The following is a 19,360-nucleotide window of genomic DNA, read 5'->3' as shown; positions in this document are numbered from 1 at the left end:
CGCCTATTTCACTGCGCCTGCGGTCATGCCCATGATCAGATAGCGCTCGAGCGCGATGCCGATGACGGCCAATGGCGCAATTGCCGCAGTGGCCAGCGCTGCCATCGACCACCAGTTGATGCCTTGCGAGCCGGTCTGGCTCGCCACCATGACCGGAATTGTCTTGGCGTCGGTCGAGGTCAAAAGGGCAGCGAAGAAGTACTCGTTCCAGCACAGCACCATCGCCAGGATGAAGGCAGCGACCATGCCCGGCAGCGCGATCGGCATGACGATGCGGAAGAACGCTCCCCAGATCGACAGCCCGTCGACGAGCGCCGCCTCCTCGAGCTCGACGGGAATGGAATTGAACTGGTCGCGCATGATCCAGATGACGATCGGCAGCACCATCAGCGTGTAGAGCAGGATCAGTCCGACGCGCGTGTCGAGCAGGCCGACTTCCCGGTAGAGCACCAGGAAGGGCAAAGCCAGCACCACCGGCGGCAGGATCAGCTGCGACAGGAAGAAGAACGAGATGTCCTCGTTCTTGAACCAGGCGAAATGGTAGCGGTAACGGGTAAGCCCGTAGGCGGCGAGGCTGCCGATGATAATGGCGAGGCTCGATGCGCCGACCGAGGTGATCACCGAATTCATGAAGCGTTTGAGGAATTCCTCGCGCACCGTCGAGGTCTGGAAGATCGAATCCGGCGACAGGCCGAGCGAGCGCCAGCCCTTCCAGTCCGGCTGGAAGTCGACGAAGGGGATGAGGTGGCCCTGGGTGACATCGACCGCTGTCTTGAACGAAGTCGTGATGGTCCAATAGATCGGGAACAGGCAGATGAAGGCCCAAAAGACAAGCGCCCCATAGATGAAAACGCGGCTGGCGACGAAGCTCGCCGGCGAGCGAATCTCTGAGGCAACGTATTCGGTGGTCTGGACGCTCATCTGGCTCAATTCACATTGCGGACGAAACGACTGGCAAACTTCAGCAGCCACGTGACGAATACGACGATGATGATCAGGTACACCATCGCCAGCATGGTTCCGTAGCCGACATTCGAGCGGTCGCGATATTCGCGGTAGATGAAGCTCGATACTGAATCGGTGGCGCCGCCCGGTCCGCCCGACGTCACCGTGATGATGATGTCGGCGAGCTTCAGCTTGAAGATGATGCGCAGGATCACTGCCGTCACCGACACCGGCAGCATCAGCGGGAAGGTGACCTGCCAGAAGGTCTGCCACGCATTCGCGCCGTCGACCCGCGCGGCTTCCAGCACCTCGCGCGACATGGCCTGCAGGCCGGCCAGTAGCATGATCATCATGAACGGGATGAAGGTCCAGGCGTCCAGCACCATGATCGAGATACGCGCCGTGATCGGATCGGAGAAGAAGGCGGGATTTTCCCAGCCGAGATAGCGTGCCAGCGTCGCGGCCGGTCCGAAGCGGTACTCCATCAGCGATTTGCCAATCATCCACGACACCGCGACTGGCGACAGCATCAGCGGCATCAGGAAGACGACGCGGAAGAATTTGCGGGCGCGGATCTGCGCGTTGAGCAACAGTGCCAGGCCAAAGGCAATCACATATTCGACAGACACCGCCAGCACATAGAGGACCATGTTGAGCAGCGCGTTGCGGTAGTAGGGATCGCCCAGCATCTGCCAGAAATTGGCGAGCCCGTTGAACTTGCGGCCGCTGAAGGAACTGAGGTTCCAGTCGGTGAGCGCGATGTAGAAACCGAACAGCGTCGGGAAGATCACCATGGCAATGGTGAACAACAGCGCCGGCAGCAGGAACAAGGCACGCTGGCCGTCCTCGCCGCGTGTCAGCACCTGGCCGATGCCGAGCGCCACGCCCCACAACACATAGGCGTAGACGACCGGACGCCAGGTGTCGAAGCCGACAGTGTCGGCGTCGGTCTTGTACAGGATCTCCAGCGCGATCACCGCCAGCAGCCCGAAAGTTGCAGCAGCCATCAAAGCCCAGCCCAGGCGTTTGCGGCTCGGTGAAATCAGATCGTAAGGGGCGGCGTCCGCCGGCCACGCATTGGTGGGCAAAGTCTGGTTAGCCACGCGTCCCGTCCGTTCACAGAAGGCCCTTTGCCGGCCGGTCAGGGTCCGGCGGCTTTGCGCCGCCGGACCCTGGTTCACTATAGTATCAGCCTACATGCCGAGCGAGGCCTTGTAGAGCTTGATCTGCTTTTCGCGGCCAATCTGGTCAGTCAGCTTCTCCCAGGCCGCAGCAATGGCATCGGCGCCTTCCTGTGCCTTCATCTTGCCGGCGAAGGTGTTGGCCAGAATGTCCTCGGCAGCGCTGTAATACTGGAAGATGCCGGGGATGCGTGGCTCGATCGCCGCGTTCGGATGGTTGTAGCTGTCGGCTTCCGACTTGAGATACGAGGTGATGAACGCCTCGTCGTAACCCGCCGCAACCCATTCCGGAATGTTGAAATGGCTATTGCGGTAAGGCTGGAACCCCGACGGATACGCCGCGCACCAGAGCGACAGGTCCTTGCCGCCGAGATGGGCGGCAGCGGACCAGGCCGCCCTTTTCTTCTTTTCGTCGCTGTCGACGCGAGCCATGACATAAACGCCCCAGCCAAGATAGGCGCAGTTCGGCGAAAAGTTCGGGCCGCTGGCAAGTTTGTCCCACTTACCGGTCTTTGAATTGTAGACGTCGTCCGAGCCGGGCAGGATCGAGAAGCCGACCGTATCGCCGATGACCGAGGAATCGTTGGTCTTGGCGTTGGAGCCGATGTCGCCCCACCACGGAATCATCGAGCCGGTGCCAGCGAGGAATTGGCTGAAACCAGTCGTGTTGGGATCGGCGTTGATCTGGTCGGCCGGTTCGAAAGGCAGCGCGTCGATCACATCCTGGATAGCGCGCACCCAGGCTGGATTGTTGATGCGCGGCTTCATTGTGTCGGCATCGAACAGCCAGGCCTTGTCATCTGGATGCTTGGCATAGGCAGTGGCGCGGCTGCCGAGGAAATAGAAGCCGAAGCCACCCCACGGCTTGGGCGCGTCGAGATAGCCATAAACGTCCTGGCCCTTGAATTTCTGGCCCTTGAGGAACTTGGTCACCGCCTGCACCTGCTGCCAGGTGGTCGGCACGCCCCACGGTGTTGAATTGCCCGCAGCTTTCCAGGCATCGGCGAGGTCCTTGTCGGAGAAGACGTCGGTGCGGTAGTTGAAGTTGTGCGCGTCGCCGTCGACGGTCACGCGGTACTGCTTGCCATCCCAGGTGCCGACAGGTGGCTTCAGATAGTTGACGAGATCGTCCATATCGATCTGCTTCTTGACCCAGTCCGGCATCTCGGAGGCCAACCCCTTGCCGCAGACGTCGCCTTCGAACGGCGCGCCCATCTCGATGACGTCAAAGTCGACGGTACCGGTGGCGATCGATTGCTGCAGGCGGGCGCCATAGTCGGCCTGTGCCAGGTCGATCCAGGTGAACTTGGCTCCTGTATAGTCTTCCCACGCCTTCAGGAAACCGCGGTACAGCACATTGTGCAGGTTCTGGTTGTTGAGACCCATGAAGGTGAGCTGCACGCCGGCAAACTCGCCCTGCTTGACGCTGGCCTTGGTGGCGCCAAGGCACATCTCGCCGACCTTCTGGAAATCGGCGTCGGTTGGCTGACCCTTGCCGACGCCCGGAACCTGCAGGATTTGCGCGCGCAGATCATCGGCGGCGGATGCTGGACGCGTCAATGCGCCGAGACCGGCGCTGGATGCCGCCGAAAGGGCGGCCATACCGGCCGCGCCCTTCAAGATGTCACGCCTTGTGGCGCCGGCACGAACCAGTTTTTCGTAAAGACCTGTTCTCATCGACTATTCCTCCCAGAAAATCAGTGTGAATGGATGTGGCCATTCTGTCGGACGCTGGAGCGCCAGCGATACGTCCGGTTCGGAAACGAATTAGCAGGACCCCACCCTGCTTCGATTGAAGCTCCGATTGCGGATCTGGTTCCGACTTTGGACCAGCACCCGTCACTATTCTCACAACCAAACGCCGTGTCAACGAGGGCAGATTTTTATCTATAAGAGACTGACTTGCCCTGACCGGTCGCGTTGGTTAGCTTCTGCGCTCACGGCCAGAGGAGCCGATGGGGGAGATATGGCGCAAGTCGCAATCAGCAAGGTGGCCAAGGCCTTCGGAACCGTCAAGGTCCTGCACGAAGTCAGCGTCGACATTGCCGACGGACAGTTCGTGGTGCTGGTCGGTCCTTCGGGTTGCGGCAAGTCCACGCTGCTCAGGATGGTGGCCGGGCTGGAGACCGTCTCCGGGGGCACGATCGCCATCGGCGACCGCATCGTCAATCATTTGCCGCCGGCCAAGCGCGACATCGCCATGGTGTTCCAGAACTACGCGCTCTATCCGCACAAGACGGTCGAGCAGAACATGGCCTTTGCCCTCAAGCTGCGGAAAACCGATCCGGCGGTGGTGGCCGAGCGAGTCAAGCGCGCCGCCGACATCCTCGACCTCAACCCCTACCTGAAGCGTTATCCCCGGCAGCTCTCCGGCGGCCAGCGCCAGCGCGTGGCGATGGGCCGCGCCATTGTGCGCAACCCGCAGGTGTTCCTGTTCGACGAGCCGCTGTCCAATCTCGACGCCAAGCTGCGCGTGCAGATGCGCACCGAGATCAAGGAATTGCACCAGCGGCTGAAGACCACCACCATCTACGTCACCCACGACCAGATCGAGGCCATGACCATGGCCGACAAGATCGTCGTCATGCGCGACGGCCGCATCGAGCAGGTCGGCGCACCGCTGGAACTGTTCGACCGGCCTGCCAATCTTTTCGTCGCCGGCTTCATCGGCTCGCCTTCGATGAACCTGCTTAAGGGCACCATGCGCAAGGGCGGTAAGGCCGGCGTCGAGATATCAGGCTCACTGTTCCCGATCGCGTCGGACAATGCCGCGCAGGACGGGCAGGCCGTCGTCTACGGCGTGCGGCCGGAACACCTCGAGATCCATCCCGATGGCGTGCCGGCGAAGATTTCGGTGGTCGAGCCGACCGGCTCGGAAACGCTGGTGTTCCTGCGCTTCGGCGACGGTGAGATGGTGGCGCTGTTTCGCGAACGCCACGACTTCAAGCCCGGCGACATGCTCACCCTGAAGCCGCGGCTCGACCAGATCCATCTCTTCGACGCCGAGACCGGCAAGCGTCTCTGATCTTCAACGCCATTACGAGGAATATTATGCTCAAAGGGATCGATCCGCTGCTCAATGCCGATGTGCTGCAGGCATTGCGGGCGATGGGCCATGGCGATGATTTGATCATCGCCGACACCAACTTTCCAGCCGATTCGGTGGCGCGCCAGACCGCGCTAGGCCGCCTGCTACGCATCGATGCGCCGGCCGCCGACGTGGTCAAGGCCGTGCTGTCGCTCTACCCCCTGGATACGTTCGTCGACGATGCGGCGGCGCGCATGGAGATCGTCGGCAAACCGGACGAGATCCCGCCCGTGCAGAAGGAAGTGCAGAAGGAAATCGACAAGGCGGAAGGCAAATCGTGGCCGATGATCGCCGTCGAGCGCTACGCTTTCTACGAGCGCGCCAAGCAGGCCTATTGCGTCATCCAGACCGGTGAGCGCCGCTTCTATGGCTGCTTCGCCTTCCGCAAGGGCGTTGTGCCGCCGGATGCGGAGTAGCGGCATGGCCTCGGGCAAGCCTGTCGTCATCCTTGGTGTGTTCGTCGCCGACACTGCCTATCGCGCCGATCGCCAGCCACGCATGGGCGAGACGATCCTCGGCAACTCGTTCAAGCTGGGGCCGGGCGGCAAGGGCTCGAACCAGGCGGTCGCCGCCGGTAAGCTCGGCGCCGACGTCACCTTCCTCACCCGCCTCGGTGTCGATCCCTTCGCCGACATGGCGAGGCAGACCTGGGCCGGCGCGGGCGTCAAGGATGCGGTCATCGACACGCCGGAAAGCTATACCGGCGCCGCCTACATCTTTGTCGAGGAGACGACCGGCAACAACGCCATCATCGTCAGTCCCGGCGCCGCGATGATGATTTCGCCGGCCGACATCGAAGCCAATGCCGGGCTGATCAGCAGCGCCGGCGTCTTCGTCACCCAGCTCGAACAGCCGATCGATGCCGCGCTGCGGGCGCTGGAAATAGCGCGCGGGGCAGGGGTGACGACCATCCTCAACCCGGCCCCGGCGGCAAAACTTCCCGACCGCATCTACACGCTGTGCGACTATCTCACGCCCAACGAGACGGAGACGGAGGAATTGACCGGGATGAAGGTCTCCTCGATCGATGAGGCGCGCGCCGCTGCCGCAAGCCTGATCGAAAAGGGCGTCGGCACGGTCATCGTCACGCTTGGTGACAAGGGCGCGCTTTTGCACTCCAAGAACCGCTCCGAGCACGTTCCCGTCGTCAGTGCGGGGCCGGTTGTCGAGACCACGGGGGCGGGCGACGCCTTCAACGGTGGCCTCGCCGCCTCGCTGTCGCGAGGTGTCGAGCCGCTGCAGGCGGTGCGTTTCGCCTGCGCCGTTGCCGGTATTTCAGTGACGCGGCCCGGCACCGCGCCGTCCATGCCGACGCTGCAGGAGGTCGAGGCGCTGCTGGCGCAGGCGACCTGATAGCCTTGTGTTGGCGACCGTCTGTGCTCGATCTTTATCCGGTGCACGATCATTCACAGCCGAGATCACGTGGCTGTGCGAGCGGTAGAATCTATCTGGGCTAAATCACCACGAAATCGGCGTTTGTCAGCGCGAGGTTTGCGGCAAGCGTGGCGAAATGGGTTGAGCCGCCAGCGGCACTGCCGTTGCTGTCATAATAGAGCCAGCCGGTATCCGTCTCGTAGATGATGTGGTCGTTGCCGTCGCCGGCAAGGCCGGTTGTGTTCTTGACGAACTGGTCGGCAGTCAGCGTACCGTTGCCGCCAAGCGCTGTGAAGATGGCATTGTCGACGTGGATGGTGTCTTCGACCACTGAGAAGTCGGTGATGTGGTCGACATTGGTCGACGCGTTGAGCGCCGTGGTGAAGACGAAACTGTCGTTGCCGGTGCTGCCGGACAGCGTGTCGTTGCCCAGAAGGCCGTTGATGACGTTGGCGCCCGAATTGCCGGTGATGACATTGGCAATGGAGTTGCCAGTGCCGTTGATGGAGGCCGCACTGCGCAGCGCCAGGTTCTCCAACTCCTGGCCGGAGAGATTGAAGGAGACGAAGGCCTGGACGTTGTCGGTGCCCTGGCCGTTGAGCTCGACGACATGGTCGCCGGCATTGTCGACATAGTAGGTGTCGTTGCCGATGCCGCCTTGCATGGTGTCGGCGCCTTCCTTGCCATCCAGCGTGTCGTTGCCGCCAAGGCCGGTCAGCGTGTTGACGCCGGAGTTGCCGGTCAGCGCGTTGGCCAGGCTGTTGCCGGTGGCGTTGATCGAAGTCGCACCGAGCAGCGTGACGTTCTCGATATTGCCCGTGAAGTGGTTGCCGTCGCTGAGGTTGATCGAGATGTAGCCGTTGACGGTATCGGTGCCGTTGGCGCCGACCGTGCTTTCACTGACCTGATCGCCGGCATTGTCGACATAATAGGTATCGTCGCCTTGCGCTCCGCTCATCGTGTCGGCGCCGCCTTTGCCGTCGATGATGTTGTTGCCGGAATTGCCGGTGATGATGTTGGCCAGGCTATTGCCGGTGGCGTTGATCGAGGCCGCACTGCGCAGTGCGACGTCCTCGATGTTGCCCGTGAAGTGGTTGCCATCGCCGAGGTTGATCGAGACATAACCGTTGACGGTGTCGGTGCCGTCGGCACCAGCGGTGCTCTCACTGACGATATCGCCCGCATTATCGACGTAGTACGAGTCGCTGCCTTGAGCGCCGCTCATGATGTCGGCGCCGATGCCGCCGTCCAGAATATTGGCGGCATCGTTGCCGTAGAGCTGGTCCGCATGGCTCGATCCGGTCAGGTTTTCGATGAGGGTATAGCTGTCGCCGTCGGCGTCACCGGTATTGACCTTGTGATTTGAGAGGTTCGCAATGACGCCCGCGGCGGCATTTGCATAAGAGGCCGTATCCGAACCGTCGCCACCATTCAGATTGTCCTCGCCACCTCCGCCGATCAGCACGTCGTTGCCGACGCCGCCACCAATGGTATCGGCATGGGACGACCCGGTAATCGTATTGGCAAGGCCATTGCCAACGATGGCGATTTGGTCAGTAGAATCTGCCCAGTTGGTGAAGGTTGCGGTCGAAAGGCTGAAATTCAACACTGTCGCATCGAGGTCGATGTGAAGACCATCGGTTAAGCCCGACCCTATATATGTGCCTCCCAGGGCGGCTGACTGATCGACCAGATGCAACGTCGTTCCGCCGAAGCTGACGGTGCCGGCATTCGCCAATGTCTGTACCGACGCGCTGTTTCCCGACAGCCCGCCGAGCACGAAACTGGCCCCTGCGGAAATCGCCAGTCCGGATGAATCGGCAATCGAACCCGACCCGGACAGCGCCAATGTTCCCGCAATTATTGTGGTCTGGCCCGTGTAGGTGTTCTGGCCTGACAGAACCTGGGTTCCCACGCCGCTTTTTATCAGGTTGAGCTCGCCAAACACCGTCGAGCCGTTCGAGATTACGCCCGCAAACTCCTCCACGCCGCCCAGGCTTACACTTGTCGTCAGTGTGGCCAATCCAAAAGTATCGGCCCGGACCTCGCCGTTGCCGGTCAGTCCGGCGATGGTTTGGTCGAAAGCGCTGATATTGAGCGTCGCGCCAGCTTTTACGTCGACGACACTCGTGGCGCTGAAGGCGTGGTCGGCTCCCGCCCGTAATGTTCCGATCGCGACAGTGGTCGTGCCGGAGTAAGTATTGGCGCCTGACAATGTCAGGGTCCCGGTGCCGATCTTGTTTAACCCTATATGGCTCAAGCTATTCGCGAAAACGCCCGAGAAGGTGGAGCTGCCGGCTTCATAGACGTTTGCGACAACATCGGAAGCGCCGTTGTTGGAGATCACGCCCGCCCCGGTCAGATGGTTCAGTTCCAGATAGAAGCCATTGGCGTCGAGAACCGCTCCGGCCGCGATATTGGTGTTGGCCAGCCCGTTGGTGAAGGACGCGAACGCCGCGCCCGCTCTCAGCGTGCCGCCGTCAATGGCAAGCGAGCCCGCATCATTGGCGGTGATGCTGCTTGAGCCAAAGTAAATCGTTCCCTTATCCGTCGCACTGCCGAAATGCACGGTGGTCCCGGCGCCGCCGAGCGCCGCGAAGGTACCGGTCAACGAAAGTGACGTGCCCGTCAGTGCCCTGATAGATGTTGAAACGCCGGCGAGTTCGACCAGATCGTTGGCAAGCGTCGTGGCGCCTGTAGACCGGAACACACTGTCGCCGGCGAACGTGATGTCTCCCGTTCCGAACGCAGCGGCGCCAAACGAAACCATGCCTTGATTGATCTGCGTTCCGCCCGACCAGTTGTTGGTCGCATCAGACAGCTTCAGGGTGCCGACGCCGGATTTGGTTAGGAGCCCTGTTCCGGTAATCTGCGCCTGGACGTCGAGGGTCGTGTTGCCTCCGATTGTGCCGATCGACGTTGCCGCATTGAGCTGCAGCGTCAGCGACGACGCCAGAGCGCTTGCCTGTGGAATGCCGGTCGACGTTACACTGATGAGCGCACCGCCCGCCTTGTTCATGATGAGCGTGCCGTTTTCGAGGCTGTAATTCTCGATGGCGGAACTCGCCAGATTCAAGGTGCCGACCGTGAATGGACCTTGAACCGCCAGGTCGATGTGATGCGTGAGGCTGGCACCGGCGAGACTGCTGAAATCGGCTGTAGCACCAATTGCGTCGGGTACGCCGCCGGTCCAATTTGAGGCGGTGAACCACGCGCCGCCTGCAAGACTATTCCAAACCGACATGCTGACCCCCGTCAAAACAGATTCTCAATTGAAGCAGACGTTTTCCTGAGTCCTTGCGCCTGGATGCAGTCCTGGAATCCGACGCTACTCAGGGCTAGAGCACTTGAATTGGCGCTCTGGAACCTGCCTTGCGCCGCCCACTAGGCCTGGCGTGTTGCAATGTCGTCACCCGAAAGAATGAGGCATCAGAAATCCTTCGGCTTGCGTTGAGCTTTTCAGGGCCATGCTGGTATAGGCAGGGGCGTGCGGTGTCCCTGACTGACAAAAAAGGGAGGCTCTATTGGGCAGAGGGGCAAATGGGCAGGCTGAGCAACGAGTTGCTTTCGTCGATCATAGGCGACATCTACGACAGCGCACTCAATTCGGACTTCTGGACCGTCGTCATGATCCGGCTCACGGAGGCCGTGGACGCCGCCTATTCAACCATCGCGCTGGCTGATCCCGGCGATCAATATGGACGTTTCGCGGCCCAGTCGCCCTGGGATTCGGAGCAAATGCGCGTCCTGCAGCAGGACTACGGCTTCGAGGACATTCCAGGTCTGAAGGCCGTGGTCTTGGGCGACATCGACACACCGCTATCGACATTGTCGAGCATGACTGAAGCCGAACTTCAGCAGTCACCTTTCTACCGCAACTGGGCTGGCCCGCAGGGATTGCGCGAGGGCTGTATCACGAAATTCGTGCACACCTCGGATCGGATCGGCCTCGTGGGCTTCACGACACACGCGAGCAGGGGTGCCGTCACTGCGGAGGAGCAGCGCTTCATAGCGCTGCTTTCTCCTCATTTGCGCCGCGCTTCGCTGATCGGCGACCTGCTCGATCAGGCGCGCGTGACCGCCAGTCTCTATCGCGCGGCGCTCGACAATCTTGCGGCCGCCGTCGTTCTCACCAGCGCGGATGGCGCGATCCTTTATGCGAACGGCCGTGCAGAGGCGATGCTCTCGACGCAGCAGCCCATCTTTTCTAGAAACGGCATCCTCCAGGCACAAAATCCGATAACGGGTCGCGCCCTGCTGGAAGCAATATCGGGAGCCGATCAGGCCGATGGCTCGCTTGGCGCGCGCGGCATCGGCTTGCCCTTATCCGCGGCCAGCCAGCCCCCAGCCGTTGCCTATGTGTTGCCACTGACCGAGGGGACAGCGCGCGCGACTTTCCGTCCCGCATGCGCCGCCGTCTTCATCTCGACGACAACCTCGGCCGCGCCGCCCTCGGAGGCGGTGCTGACGACGCTGTTCGATCTCACGCCGGCGGAGGTGCGGGTTTTGCTGGCCGTGGGTGGCGGACTGACCACGCAGAAGAGTGCCCTGTCGCTCGGGGTCGGTGAGAACACGATCAAGACCCACCTTGGCCGCATCTATGCCAAGACCAACACGACGCGGCAGGCGGACCTCGTCAAGCTTGTCTCCGATATTGGCGCGCCGCTTAGTCGGGATGCCGTCTCCCTGGACATCGCATGACGGTTGGCGATAACGCACTGTCGCTGCCTTGGCGGGCGGGCGATGCCTTCAACGGTGCGTTGCTGGCCAAGGGGCAAGGATCAGCCCGGCGGACGGATCGCCGACGCCGTCGACCAAGCTGAGTTCAAGACTTTGAGCCCTATGACTTTTTCGAACGCAACCCTGTGGAGATCCTGCGCAAGGGGCTGGTGATGCGCCAGCTCGTGGACTGATACAAAGCCGCAATTTGCATTTGGCATGCTTGCAGCGCTTGTTCGATCTTGTCCTTCTCGTTGATAGCATCCGAAGCCGCGCTCCGTAGCTCGACGTTGCTTTGGTGAGCCAGATCGAGCTCGGTGCGCAGCCTCGAGATTTCCGGCTGCAACGCAGCTTCCTTGTCGAGCGCATCCGAAGCGGCCCTCTGGAGCTCGGCATTGCCTTGCTGAGCCAACTGCAGCTCATTGTGCAGCCTCGAGATTTCAGACTGCAGCGTCGCCTTCTCGGCCTCGGCGCCTGCAAGCAACGGTCGTGTCGTTTGGACATCCTCCCAGGCAAGCCGCGCCACCAGGTCGCCGACGGCACGGCGCGTCTGTTCGCTCCAGGCCGCGGGGTCGACGCGCATCAGCCGTGCATACTCATATTGTTCGTTGCTGCCGTTCGGTATCCAGACGCGCAAGGCTGAAGGCCACCAGCCTGCTCCGTCCGCGATATCGAGAAACGCTGCCAGTTGCGCCGCCTGGGAGTGGCGCGAATTCTTCCATTTGGCGCTGAAATGCAGGACGGTTGGGGCGCGGCAATAGGTGATGGGATTGCGCGGGTTCTCGCGCATGATCCGCCGCCACACTTGCCAATCCCCGGCCGATGCGACGTCTTCCGGCCAGACATCGCGCGACGGCAGGCAATCAGGCCGATACAGGAAGCAACTGGCAGGTATCGTGTTGCCGACTTCGGTGAACACCCTGAACTCGTCGGCCAGCTCCAGATTGGTCAGGAAGGGTGCCGCAATGCCATCGGTGGAAACCCACAGCGCCTGACTATACGCGATGGCAGCCCCGCCTTTGAGGCCATCCGCGAGGATCTCAAGATGATCCGGAAACAGGAGGTCGTCGTCGGCCGCAAAGCCAATCAGGTCTCCGCGGGCCTCGCGCAGCGCGATATTGCGGTTGGCGTAGCCATAGCTCGGCGCCTTGGGCAAATCGAAGAAGCGGATACGGGCGTCCTGAAAAGCTTCGACCACCTCGGCCGTGCCAGGCGCGCAGCCGTCGCCGACGACCAGGAGCTCAAAATCGTCGACGGTCTGATCCAGCACCGACTGGATGGCCAAGCCGATGACGTCGACGCGCGAATGCGTCGGCATCAGGATGGAAAAGCGGGGCTTGCTCACCATCCCTTCGCGCTGCCGAAATCATAGGGAATGAGATCGGTGTCGATGGGCAGTCGGTACTTGTCGGGATTTGAGTGGTCGTACTGTATCGTTGGGAAATTGATGACCACCACTTCGGACGTTCCGATGTTTCGGTCGGCATGCCAGACAAACTTCGGGATATTGACCAGGCGTGGACGATTGCCGGAGAGGTAAACCTTCGAAATCTTGCCATATGTGCTGGATTCGGGGCGAGGGTCATAAAGCACCAGTTCCAACTCACCGCTGACCACGAAATAGCGATCCTCATGCAGCTTGTGCAGGCCCCAGCCCTTCACCAGGCCGGGGCGAATTGTGAAGATGTAGGAGAAGACCAGTGGGTCGGCATGCCAACCCCAGCGCGGGTCGTAAACCTCCGTGACGCTGCCGCGGTCATCATTGTGCCGGATGCTGTCGAAGAACGTCATGCCGTCTACCAAAGGCGCAATGCTCTGCCGCTGCTCGTCCAGAGTTCGTTCATCCCGCTGGGCCGCGGCAAGTGTGGATTCGAGAATATTTGGGCGGATCCCGGAATGATCGCTCATGAACAAAGTCCCCGTTATTTTGACCGAGTCGGATCGGACTAACTCTCACAATTTTCGCTGCATGTCCTGATTGGGCCACCAGCTTCGCATCGCCACGACGACTTTTTTCGGGCGCATTGCGAATTTCCGAACGATGGAGCGGCCAGACTTGCTGCGTGCAAGCGTGTCGGTTGATCGCAATTTGGATCGGGTGTCGTCTGCGCCGGAATTTCGAATATCCGGCCAAGCCTGCGCCGTCGGGACGGGCAGCAAGAAACCAGGGATGCCGCCCGTGAAGGCATGCAACATCCGTGAGGAGGCAGCCTGGAACCCGAGGCGCCGCCTTGAAAACTCAGACTGGAAAGGATCCGAGATGCTCTTTCGAGAAAGCATTTTTGACAATCAATGTCGACATTTCTCCGAAGCCAAGGGCTTGATACCCTTAGGAGAAATGGCGCGAGTGACGGGGCTCGAACCCGCGACCTCCGGCGTGACAGGCCGGCACTCTAACCAACTGAGCTACACCCGCGCATTGACGAGCACGTGTCAGCCGTGTTCGTCGTTGGGGCGCTGGATAAGGGGTTCGCCACCGGGTGTCAAGCGTAGCAAGACAGCATAACAGCAAACAGGAGAAGGTTTTTTGACAGCCGGCGTTTTGTTGCCGAAACCAGCCTCCAACCAGGGCATCCCCAGCTCAGTTTGGCCTTGCGAAGCCGACCTCGACCGCTTAAAGGTCCGGCCCGGAGCGGGCGATTAGCTCAGTTGGTAGAGCGCTTCGTTTACACCGAAGATGTCGGCGGTTCGAGCCCGTCATCGCCCACCAGATTTCTTCAGTCAAAAGCCCTGCAGCCCCGACGCTGCCCCGGGACGGGCAACCGCATCGCCCTCGCTGGCGCTCTGGCGGGCCCATGTGGCGTTGTCTCGTCACACCACGACGAAATCGGCGTTGGTCAGTGCGAGGTTGGCGGCCAGCGTGGCGAAATGCGTCGAGCCACCGGCCGCGCTGCCGTTGCTGTCATAGGTGAGCCAGCCAGTATCGGTCTCGTAGATGATGTGATCGTTGCCATCGCCGGCAAGCCCGGTGGTGTTCTTGACGAACTGCGCGGTCGTCAGCGTGCCATTGCCGCCAAGCGCTGCAAAGATCGCATTGTCGAGCTGGATGGAATCCTCGACCACCGAGAAGTCGGTGATGTGGTCGACATTGGTCGAAGCGTTGAGCGCCGTGGTGAAGACGAAGGTGTCATGCCCGGTGCTGCCGGACAGCGTGTCGTTGCCGAGCAGGCCGTTGATGACATTCGCACCCGAATTGCCGGTGATAACATTGGCAATGGAATTGCCGGTGCCGTTGATCGAGGCGCCGGTCCGCAGCGCCAGGTTCTCCAGCTCCTGACCGGAGAGATTGAAGCTGACACAGGCCTGCACATTGTCGGTGCCCTGGCCGTTCGCCTCGACGACATGATCGCCGGCATTGTCGACGAAGTATGTGTCGTTGCCGATGCCGCCTTGCAGGGTGTCGGCGCCTTCCTTGCCGTCCAGCGTATCGTTGCCGCCAAGGCCGATCAGGATGTTGACCCCGGAATTGCCGGTGATGACATTGGCGATCGAATTGCCGGTGCCGTTGATCGAGGCGCCGGTCCGCAGCGCCAGGTTCTCGATCTCCTGGCCGGAAAGGTTGAAGGAGATGGTGCTCTGCACGTTGTCGATGCCCTGGCCATTCAGCTCGATCACCTTGTCACCGGCATTGTCGACCCAATAGGTGTCATCGCCGGTGCCGCCGCTCATCAGATCGGCGCCGGCGCCACCGTTGAGTGTATCGTTATGGGCTCCGCCAAACAGCTTGTCGCTGCCGGCGCCCCCGTCGAGCAGGTCGTTGCCGGCATCGCCGCTGATCGTATCGTCGCCGCCAAGACCCGACAGCGTGTCGGCGCTGGTGCCGCCGTTGATGTGGTCTGCGAAGATATTGCTGCCCTGCCAGATGTCCTTGCCGGCCGTGCCGAGGAAGATGGTCGGGTCGAAGATCTGGGCGCGGATGCAGCTGCCGCTGCCGTCGCCGGTATCACTGGACTCCCAGGTGACCACGAAACGGCCATCGGCCAGCGCCGTGATTGCCGAGTTATACTGAGGGCCAGTTGCCGTCGAATTGACGATGAAGTCGCTGCCGGCCGCTGAACCGTCGGCATTGTAGACGTGGGCGCGGATGCAGCTGCCGTCGCCGTCGCCGGTATCACTGGACTGCCAGGAGGCCACGAAGCGGCCATCGGCCAGCACGGTGATCGCGGGGTTATACTGATTACCCGCAGCCGTCGAATTGACGATGAAGTCGCTGCTGGCCGCTGAGCCGTTGGCGTTGTAGATGCGGGCGCGGATGCTGCTCCCTTCGCCGTCGCTGCCATCATTGGACTGCCAGGTGGTCACGAAGCGGCCATCGGCCAGCCCCGTGATCGCGGGGCTATACGGATCACCCACTGTCGTCGAATTGACGATGAAATCGCTACCGGCCGCTGAACCGTTGGCGTTGTAGACGCGGGCGCGGATGCAATTGCCGTCGCCGTCGCTGGTTTCGTGGGACTCCCATGTGGTCACGAAGCGGCCATCGGCCAGCGCCGTGATCGCAGGGCTAGCCTGATCGCTCGTTGCTGTCGAATTGACGATGAAGTCGCTGCCGGCCGCTGAACCGTCTGCGTTGTAGATGTGGGCGCGGATGCAGCTGTTGCTCCCGTCGCCAGGGTCGTAGGACTGCCAGGTGGCCACGAAGCGGCCATCGGCCAGCGCCGTGATTGCGGGGCTGGACTGATAGCCGGTTGCTGTCGAGTTGACGATGAAGTCGCTGCCGGCCGCTGAGCCGTCGGCGTTGTAGATGCGGGCGCGGATGCAATAGCCATCGCCGTCGCCGGTGTCACCGGACTGCCAGGTGGCCACGAAGCGACCATCGGCCAGCGCCGTGATCGCGGGGTTGGATTGATCGCTCATTGCTGTCGAATTGACGATGAAGTCGCTGCCGGCCGCTGAACCATCGGCGTCATAGATGTGGGCGCGGATGCAGCTGCCAGCGCCGTCGCCGCCATCAGTGGACTGCCAGGTGGCCACGAAGCGGCCGTCGGCCAGCGCCGTGATCGCGGGGCTATACTGACTGTTTGTTGCCGTCGAATTGACGATGAAGTCCTGTCCGATGCGTCCGATAGGCATGGCTTGTTCCCTTTCGCTGCCGGCGTGGTGGAAAATGGCCAGCAGCCGGCGTCGCGCACTGGCATAAATGGAATTCGGTGAGCGCGGTGAAGATCGTTACAAATTCATAAGACAGCACGGCGACGCATATGTCGGCCCGGTGAAATTGATTGCAGTAATATTGACCAGATCATGTGGGACGTAATTATGTGTTGCGGTGACGTTGAGGACAGACATATGTGCTCCAAAGCACTGGCGTGGCATCCATAATGGGCGTCACTTTAAAATCTCTTTTGGCAGTTAGAGTGATGCGGTCTATGTGCACTCTGTATCTGGCTGATGTCGCTGAAATTTTTTTCGCAATATTTCTTGAGTTCTTCGAGGGCATTATTGTGTTGATGGTCAGTTGGATGTGGTCCCGATCCGCTCGCCGATGACGGGATCCGCGGCTCCAGGCAATCACGCGGACATGCTTGCCGGCAAGGGTTCCTGCCGTCCGTATCGTTCGGTCTTCGCTCTGTTGATCGGCTGGCCTGAACGCCGGGAATAGCTCGCCATTCTCGCCACGATCAAACGCAACGACGACGATTACGCTTCAGGTTTTTCTGCCGGGACAACCCATTGCCGCCCCGGCTCACGCGGGGGCGGCTTTTTGTTTTACTCACACCACGACGAAATCGGCGTTGGTGAGTGCCAGGTTTGCGGCAATCGTGGCGAAATGGGTCGAGCCACCCGCCGCGCTGCCGTTGCTGTCATAATAGAGCCAGCCGGTGTCCGTCTCATAGATGATGTGGTCATCGGAGTCGCCGGCAAGCCCGGTGGTGTTCTTGACGAACTGGTTGGCCGTCAGCGTGCCATTGCCGCCAAGCGCTGTAAAGATCGCATTGTCGACCTGGATGGTGTCCTCGACCACCGAGAAGTCGGTGATGCGGTCGACATTGGTCGAGGCGTTCAGCGCCGTGGTGAAGACAAAGGTGTCGTTGCCGGTGCTGCCGGACAACGTGTCGTTGCCGAGGAGGCCGTTGATGACGTTCGCACCCGAATTGCCGGTGATGACATTGGCGATCGAGTTGCCGGTGCCGTTGATGTTGCCGGTGCTTCGCAGCGCCAGATTCTCCAGCTCCTGGCCGGAGAGGTTGAAGGAGACGTAAGCCTGGACATTGTCGGTGCCCTGGCCGTTGAGCTCGATCACCTTATCACCGGCATTGTCGACATAGTAGGTGTCGTTGCCGGTGCTGCCGCTCATCGTGTCGGCGCCGCCGAGGCCATCGATGATGTTGTTGCCCGAATTGCCGGTGATGATGTTGGCGATCGAATTGCCGGTGCCATTGATGGAAGCCCCGCTGCGCAGCGCAAGGTTCTCCAGTTCCTGTCCGGAGAGGTTGAAGCTGATATAGGCCTGGACATTGTCGGTGCCCTGGCCATTGACCTCGATGACCTGATCGCCGGCATTGTCGACATAGTAGGTGTCGTTTTCGCCACCTCCACGCATGATGTCGGCGCCTGTGCCGCCATCCAGAAGATCGGCTCCCCGGCCGCCATTCAACGTGTCGTTTCCGCCTTCGCCGTAAATTGAGTCATTGCCGTAACTCAGGTCGCTGGAACCATCACGCTCATCGCCCCAGAGCGTGTCGTTGCCGTCGTGGCCCATCAGAACATCGTTGCCGCCGCGGCCACGCATCTGATTGTCGGCCGCGTTGCCATAAAGCCCGTCGTTGAACACGGTTCCACGCGCGTTGTTCACGCCGACCAATGTGTCGTAGCCGATGAAGAGGTTGCTGTCGTCCATGTCGCGGGCATAGCCGCCCTGCAGATCGATCAGAACCGCGCCGTCCGCGCTGTTGTAGTTGACCCGGCCTCCCTCGGCCCCGGCCAGGAATCTTACGACATCGTTCCCGGCGCCGAGATACAAATCCATGTAGCCGTCGAATGTGTTGGTAAAGGAGGCATCGACGACGAACGTGTCGCCGAAGGCGGTATCGTCGATGGCATGAATACCGGATACGCGATCGACACCACCTTGCCCATCTGCGATGGCAAAACCGATGGCATTCGATCCGGCCGCAAGGCCAGCGCGAGCCTGTGCCGTGAGGTTGGCCACGACGGCAGTCGTCGCGCCGTCATAACGAAGCTCGACATAGTCGATGTCCGTGTTTCCGGAGGTCTGTGCAATGATTCTGTCATTGCCCTGGTCCCCCGACACGGTACCGGCAACCACCGTCAAGGTGTCGTTGCCGTTGCCGCCGCTCAAGAAATCGAAATCGTCAACAGTCGCCGACACGCCGCCATTGATAGTATCGGCGCCATCGTCACCCGCGAGATAGTTGCTGCCGGTTGTGCCGGTGATGGTGTCGGCGAACTGGGTGCCTTCGGCATCCTCGATGCTGGTCAGCGTGTCCGTGAAGCCCCAGCCGTCAACTACAACGCCGGTCGCCAGATTGATCGTGGCACCATGTGTGATGATACCGCCGCCGTCGACGTCAATTCCATAGTCAAGGCTGTCGTCCCTGTAGGAAACCATATCGAAGCCGGCGCCGCCGATGATGGTGTCGGTGCCGCTACCTGCGAATACCGTGCCGCCGTTTGATCCCAGATGGATGATGTCGTTGCCAGCCCGGGCAAATACATAAAAGCCGTCATTTCGCATCGTGATGTTGTCTGCGAAGTGGCTGGCGTTCAGCCCCTCGACGCTGTTGAGCGTGTCGGTGTTGCCCAGGCCGTCGGAGACGACACCAGTCTGCATGTTGATGGTCAAACCGCTTGTGTAGGTCTCGTAGAAAACGACATCGATGCCGTCCCCTCCATTCACCTGATCATTGCCGCCGACCGCCATGCGAATGAAGTCATTGCCGGCCAATGCATTGATTGTGTCGTCGCCGATCAGGTCTTGAATGTCGGGATTGACATCGTTGCCGACGGTTCCATTGATGATAGCCATTTGGTCCTCCCGCTGTATGGTATTCCCCAAGGGCAACCTGTATCCGAAGGTTGCATTAGAGTC

13 protein-coding genes and 2 tRNA genes are annotated in these 19,360 nt (G+C 61.0%); 5 read left to right on the top strand and 10 right to left on the bottom strand.

Annotated elements, in window-relative coordinates; genetic code table 11:
• Positions 1-3: 3 nt before the first annotated feature.
• From HNQ71_RS01150 to HNQ71_RS01140, 3 genes are all read right to left on the bottom strand, one after another.
• A complete protein-coding gene (locus HNQ71_RS01150; protein WP_095081274.1) occupies positions 4-921 on the bottom strand; it encodes a carbohydrate ABC transporter permease in 918 nt (305 codons plus the stop codon).
• A gap of 5 nt (positions 922-926) precedes the next feature.
• Positions 927-2,048 carry an ABC transporter permease subunit gene (locus HNQ71_RS01145; protein WP_184870795.1) on the bottom strand — a complete coding sequence of 374 codons (1,122 nt, stop codon included), beginning with the start codon at positions 2,046-2,048 and terminating at the stop codon, positions 927-929.
• A gap of 90 nt (positions 2,049-2,138) precedes the next feature.
• The gene (locus tag HNQ71_RS01140; RefSeq protein WP_184870794.1) at positions 2,139-3,803 is read right to left on the bottom strand and encodes a type 2 periplasmic-binding domain-containing protein; all 1,665 of its coding nucleotides are present in this window, start codon (positions 3,801-3,803) and stop codon (positions 2,139-2,141) included.
• A gap of 289 nt (positions 3,804-4,092) precedes the next feature.
• Between HNQ71_RS01140 and HNQ71_RS01135 the strand changes: the two genes are divergently transcribed.
• The 3 genes from HNQ71_RS01135 to rbsK are packed head-to-tail and all read left to right on the top strand — an operon-like array spanning position 4,093 to position 6,567.
• Positions 4,093-5,151, top strand: a complete 1,059-nt coding sequence (locus tag HNQ71_RS01135) for an ABC transporter ATP-binding protein (protein ID WP_184870793.1) — start codon at positions 4,093-4,095, stop codon at positions 5,149-5,151.
• Positions 5,152-5,177: 26 nt separating this feature from the next.
• Complete coding sequence (locus tag HNQ71_RS01130; protein WP_184870792.1) at positions 5,178-5,630, top strand: RbsD/FucU family protein; 453 nt, start codon at positions 5,178-5,180, stop codon at positions 5,628-5,630.
• 4 nt (positions 5,631-5,634) lie between these two features.
• Positions 5,635-6,567, top strand: a complete 933-nt coding sequence (gene rbsK, locus HNQ71_RS01125; protein ID WP_184870791.1) for a ribokinase — start codon at positions 5,635-5,637, stop codon at positions 6,565-6,567.
• 100 nt (positions 6,568-6,667) lie between these two features.
• On the opposite strand, the gene HNQ71_RS01120 is transcribed toward rbsK, so the two are convergent.
• Positions 6,668-9,832, bottom strand: coding sequence for a beta strand repeat-containing protein (locus HNQ71_RS01120; RefSeq protein WP_184870790.1), 3,165 nt, complete (start codon positions 9,830-9,832; stop codon positions 6,668-6,670).
• Between the two features lie 296 nt (positions 9,833-10,128).
• Between HNQ71_RS01120 and HNQ71_RS01115 the strand changes: the two genes are divergently transcribed.
• Positions 10,129-11,289 carry a LuxR C-terminal-related transcriptional regulator gene (locus tag HNQ71_RS01115; RefSeq protein ID WP_184870789.1) on the top strand — a complete coding sequence of 387 codons (1,161 nt, stop codon included), beginning with the start codon at positions 10,129-10,131 and terminating at the stop codon, positions 11,287-11,289.
• 139 nt (positions 11,290-11,428) lie between these two features.
• Here the strand turns inward: HNQ71_RS01115 and HNQ71_RS01110 are convergent, their stop codons facing one another.
• From HNQ71_RS01110 to HNQ71_RS01095, 4 genes are all read right to left on the bottom strand, one after another.
• On the bottom strand, positions 11,429-12,625 hold the full coding sequence (locus HNQ71_RS01110; protein WP_484502678.1) for a glycosyltransferase: 1,197 nt from the start codon (positions 12,623-12,625) through the stop codon (positions 11,429-11,431).
• 23 nt (positions 12,626-12,648) lie between these two features.
• Positions 12,649-13,215, bottom strand: coding sequence for a polysaccharide biosynthesis C-terminal domain-containing protein (locus HNQ71_RS01105; protein ID WP_184870787.1), 567 nt, complete (start codon positions 13,213-13,215; stop codon positions 12,649-12,651).
• 45 nt (positions 13,216-13,260) lie between these two features.
• Positions 13,261-13,596 (bottom strand): hypothetical protein, encoded by a 336-nt coding sequence (locus HNQ71_RS01100; RefSeq protein ID WP_184870786.1) that lies wholly within the window; start codon positions 13,594-13,596, stop codon positions 13,261-13,263.
• Between the two features lie 50 nt (positions 13,597-13,646).
• Positions 13,647-13,723, bottom strand: a tRNA-Asp gene (locus HNQ71_RS01095).
• Positions 13,724-13,941: 218 nt separating this feature from the next.
• Here HNQ71_RS01095 and HNQ71_RS01090 point away from each other — a divergent pair.
• Positions 13,942-14,017 (top strand) — tRNA-Val (locus tag HNQ71_RS01090).
• Positions 14,018-14,118: 101 nt separating this feature from the next.
• Here the strand turns inward: HNQ71_RS01090 and HNQ71_RS01085 are convergent.
• Together HNQ71_RS01085 and HNQ71_RS01080 are read right to left on the bottom strand one after the other, a co-directional pair.
• A complete protein-coding gene (locus tag HNQ71_RS01085) occupies positions 14,119-16,380 on the bottom strand; it encodes a calcium-binding protein (RefSeq protein WP_184870785.1) in 2,262 nt (753 codons plus the stop codon).
• A 640-nt stretch (positions 16,381-17,020) separates the two neighbouring features.
• On the bottom strand, positions 17,021-19,297 hold the full coding sequence (locus HNQ71_RS01080) for a beta strand repeat-containing protein (RefSeq protein ID WP_184870784.1): 2,277 nt from the start codon (positions 19,295-19,297) through the stop codon (positions 17,021-17,023).
• Positions 19,298-19,360 lie beyond the last annotated feature (63 nt).

Source organism: Mesorhizobium sangaii, assembly GCF_014207355.1.
Classification (GTDB): domain Bacteria; phylum Pseudomonadota; class Alphaproteobacteria; order Rhizobiales; family Rhizobiaceae; genus Mesorhizobium; species Mesorhizobium sangaii.
This window is presented reverse-complemented; position numbering and strand designations above follow the sequence as displayed.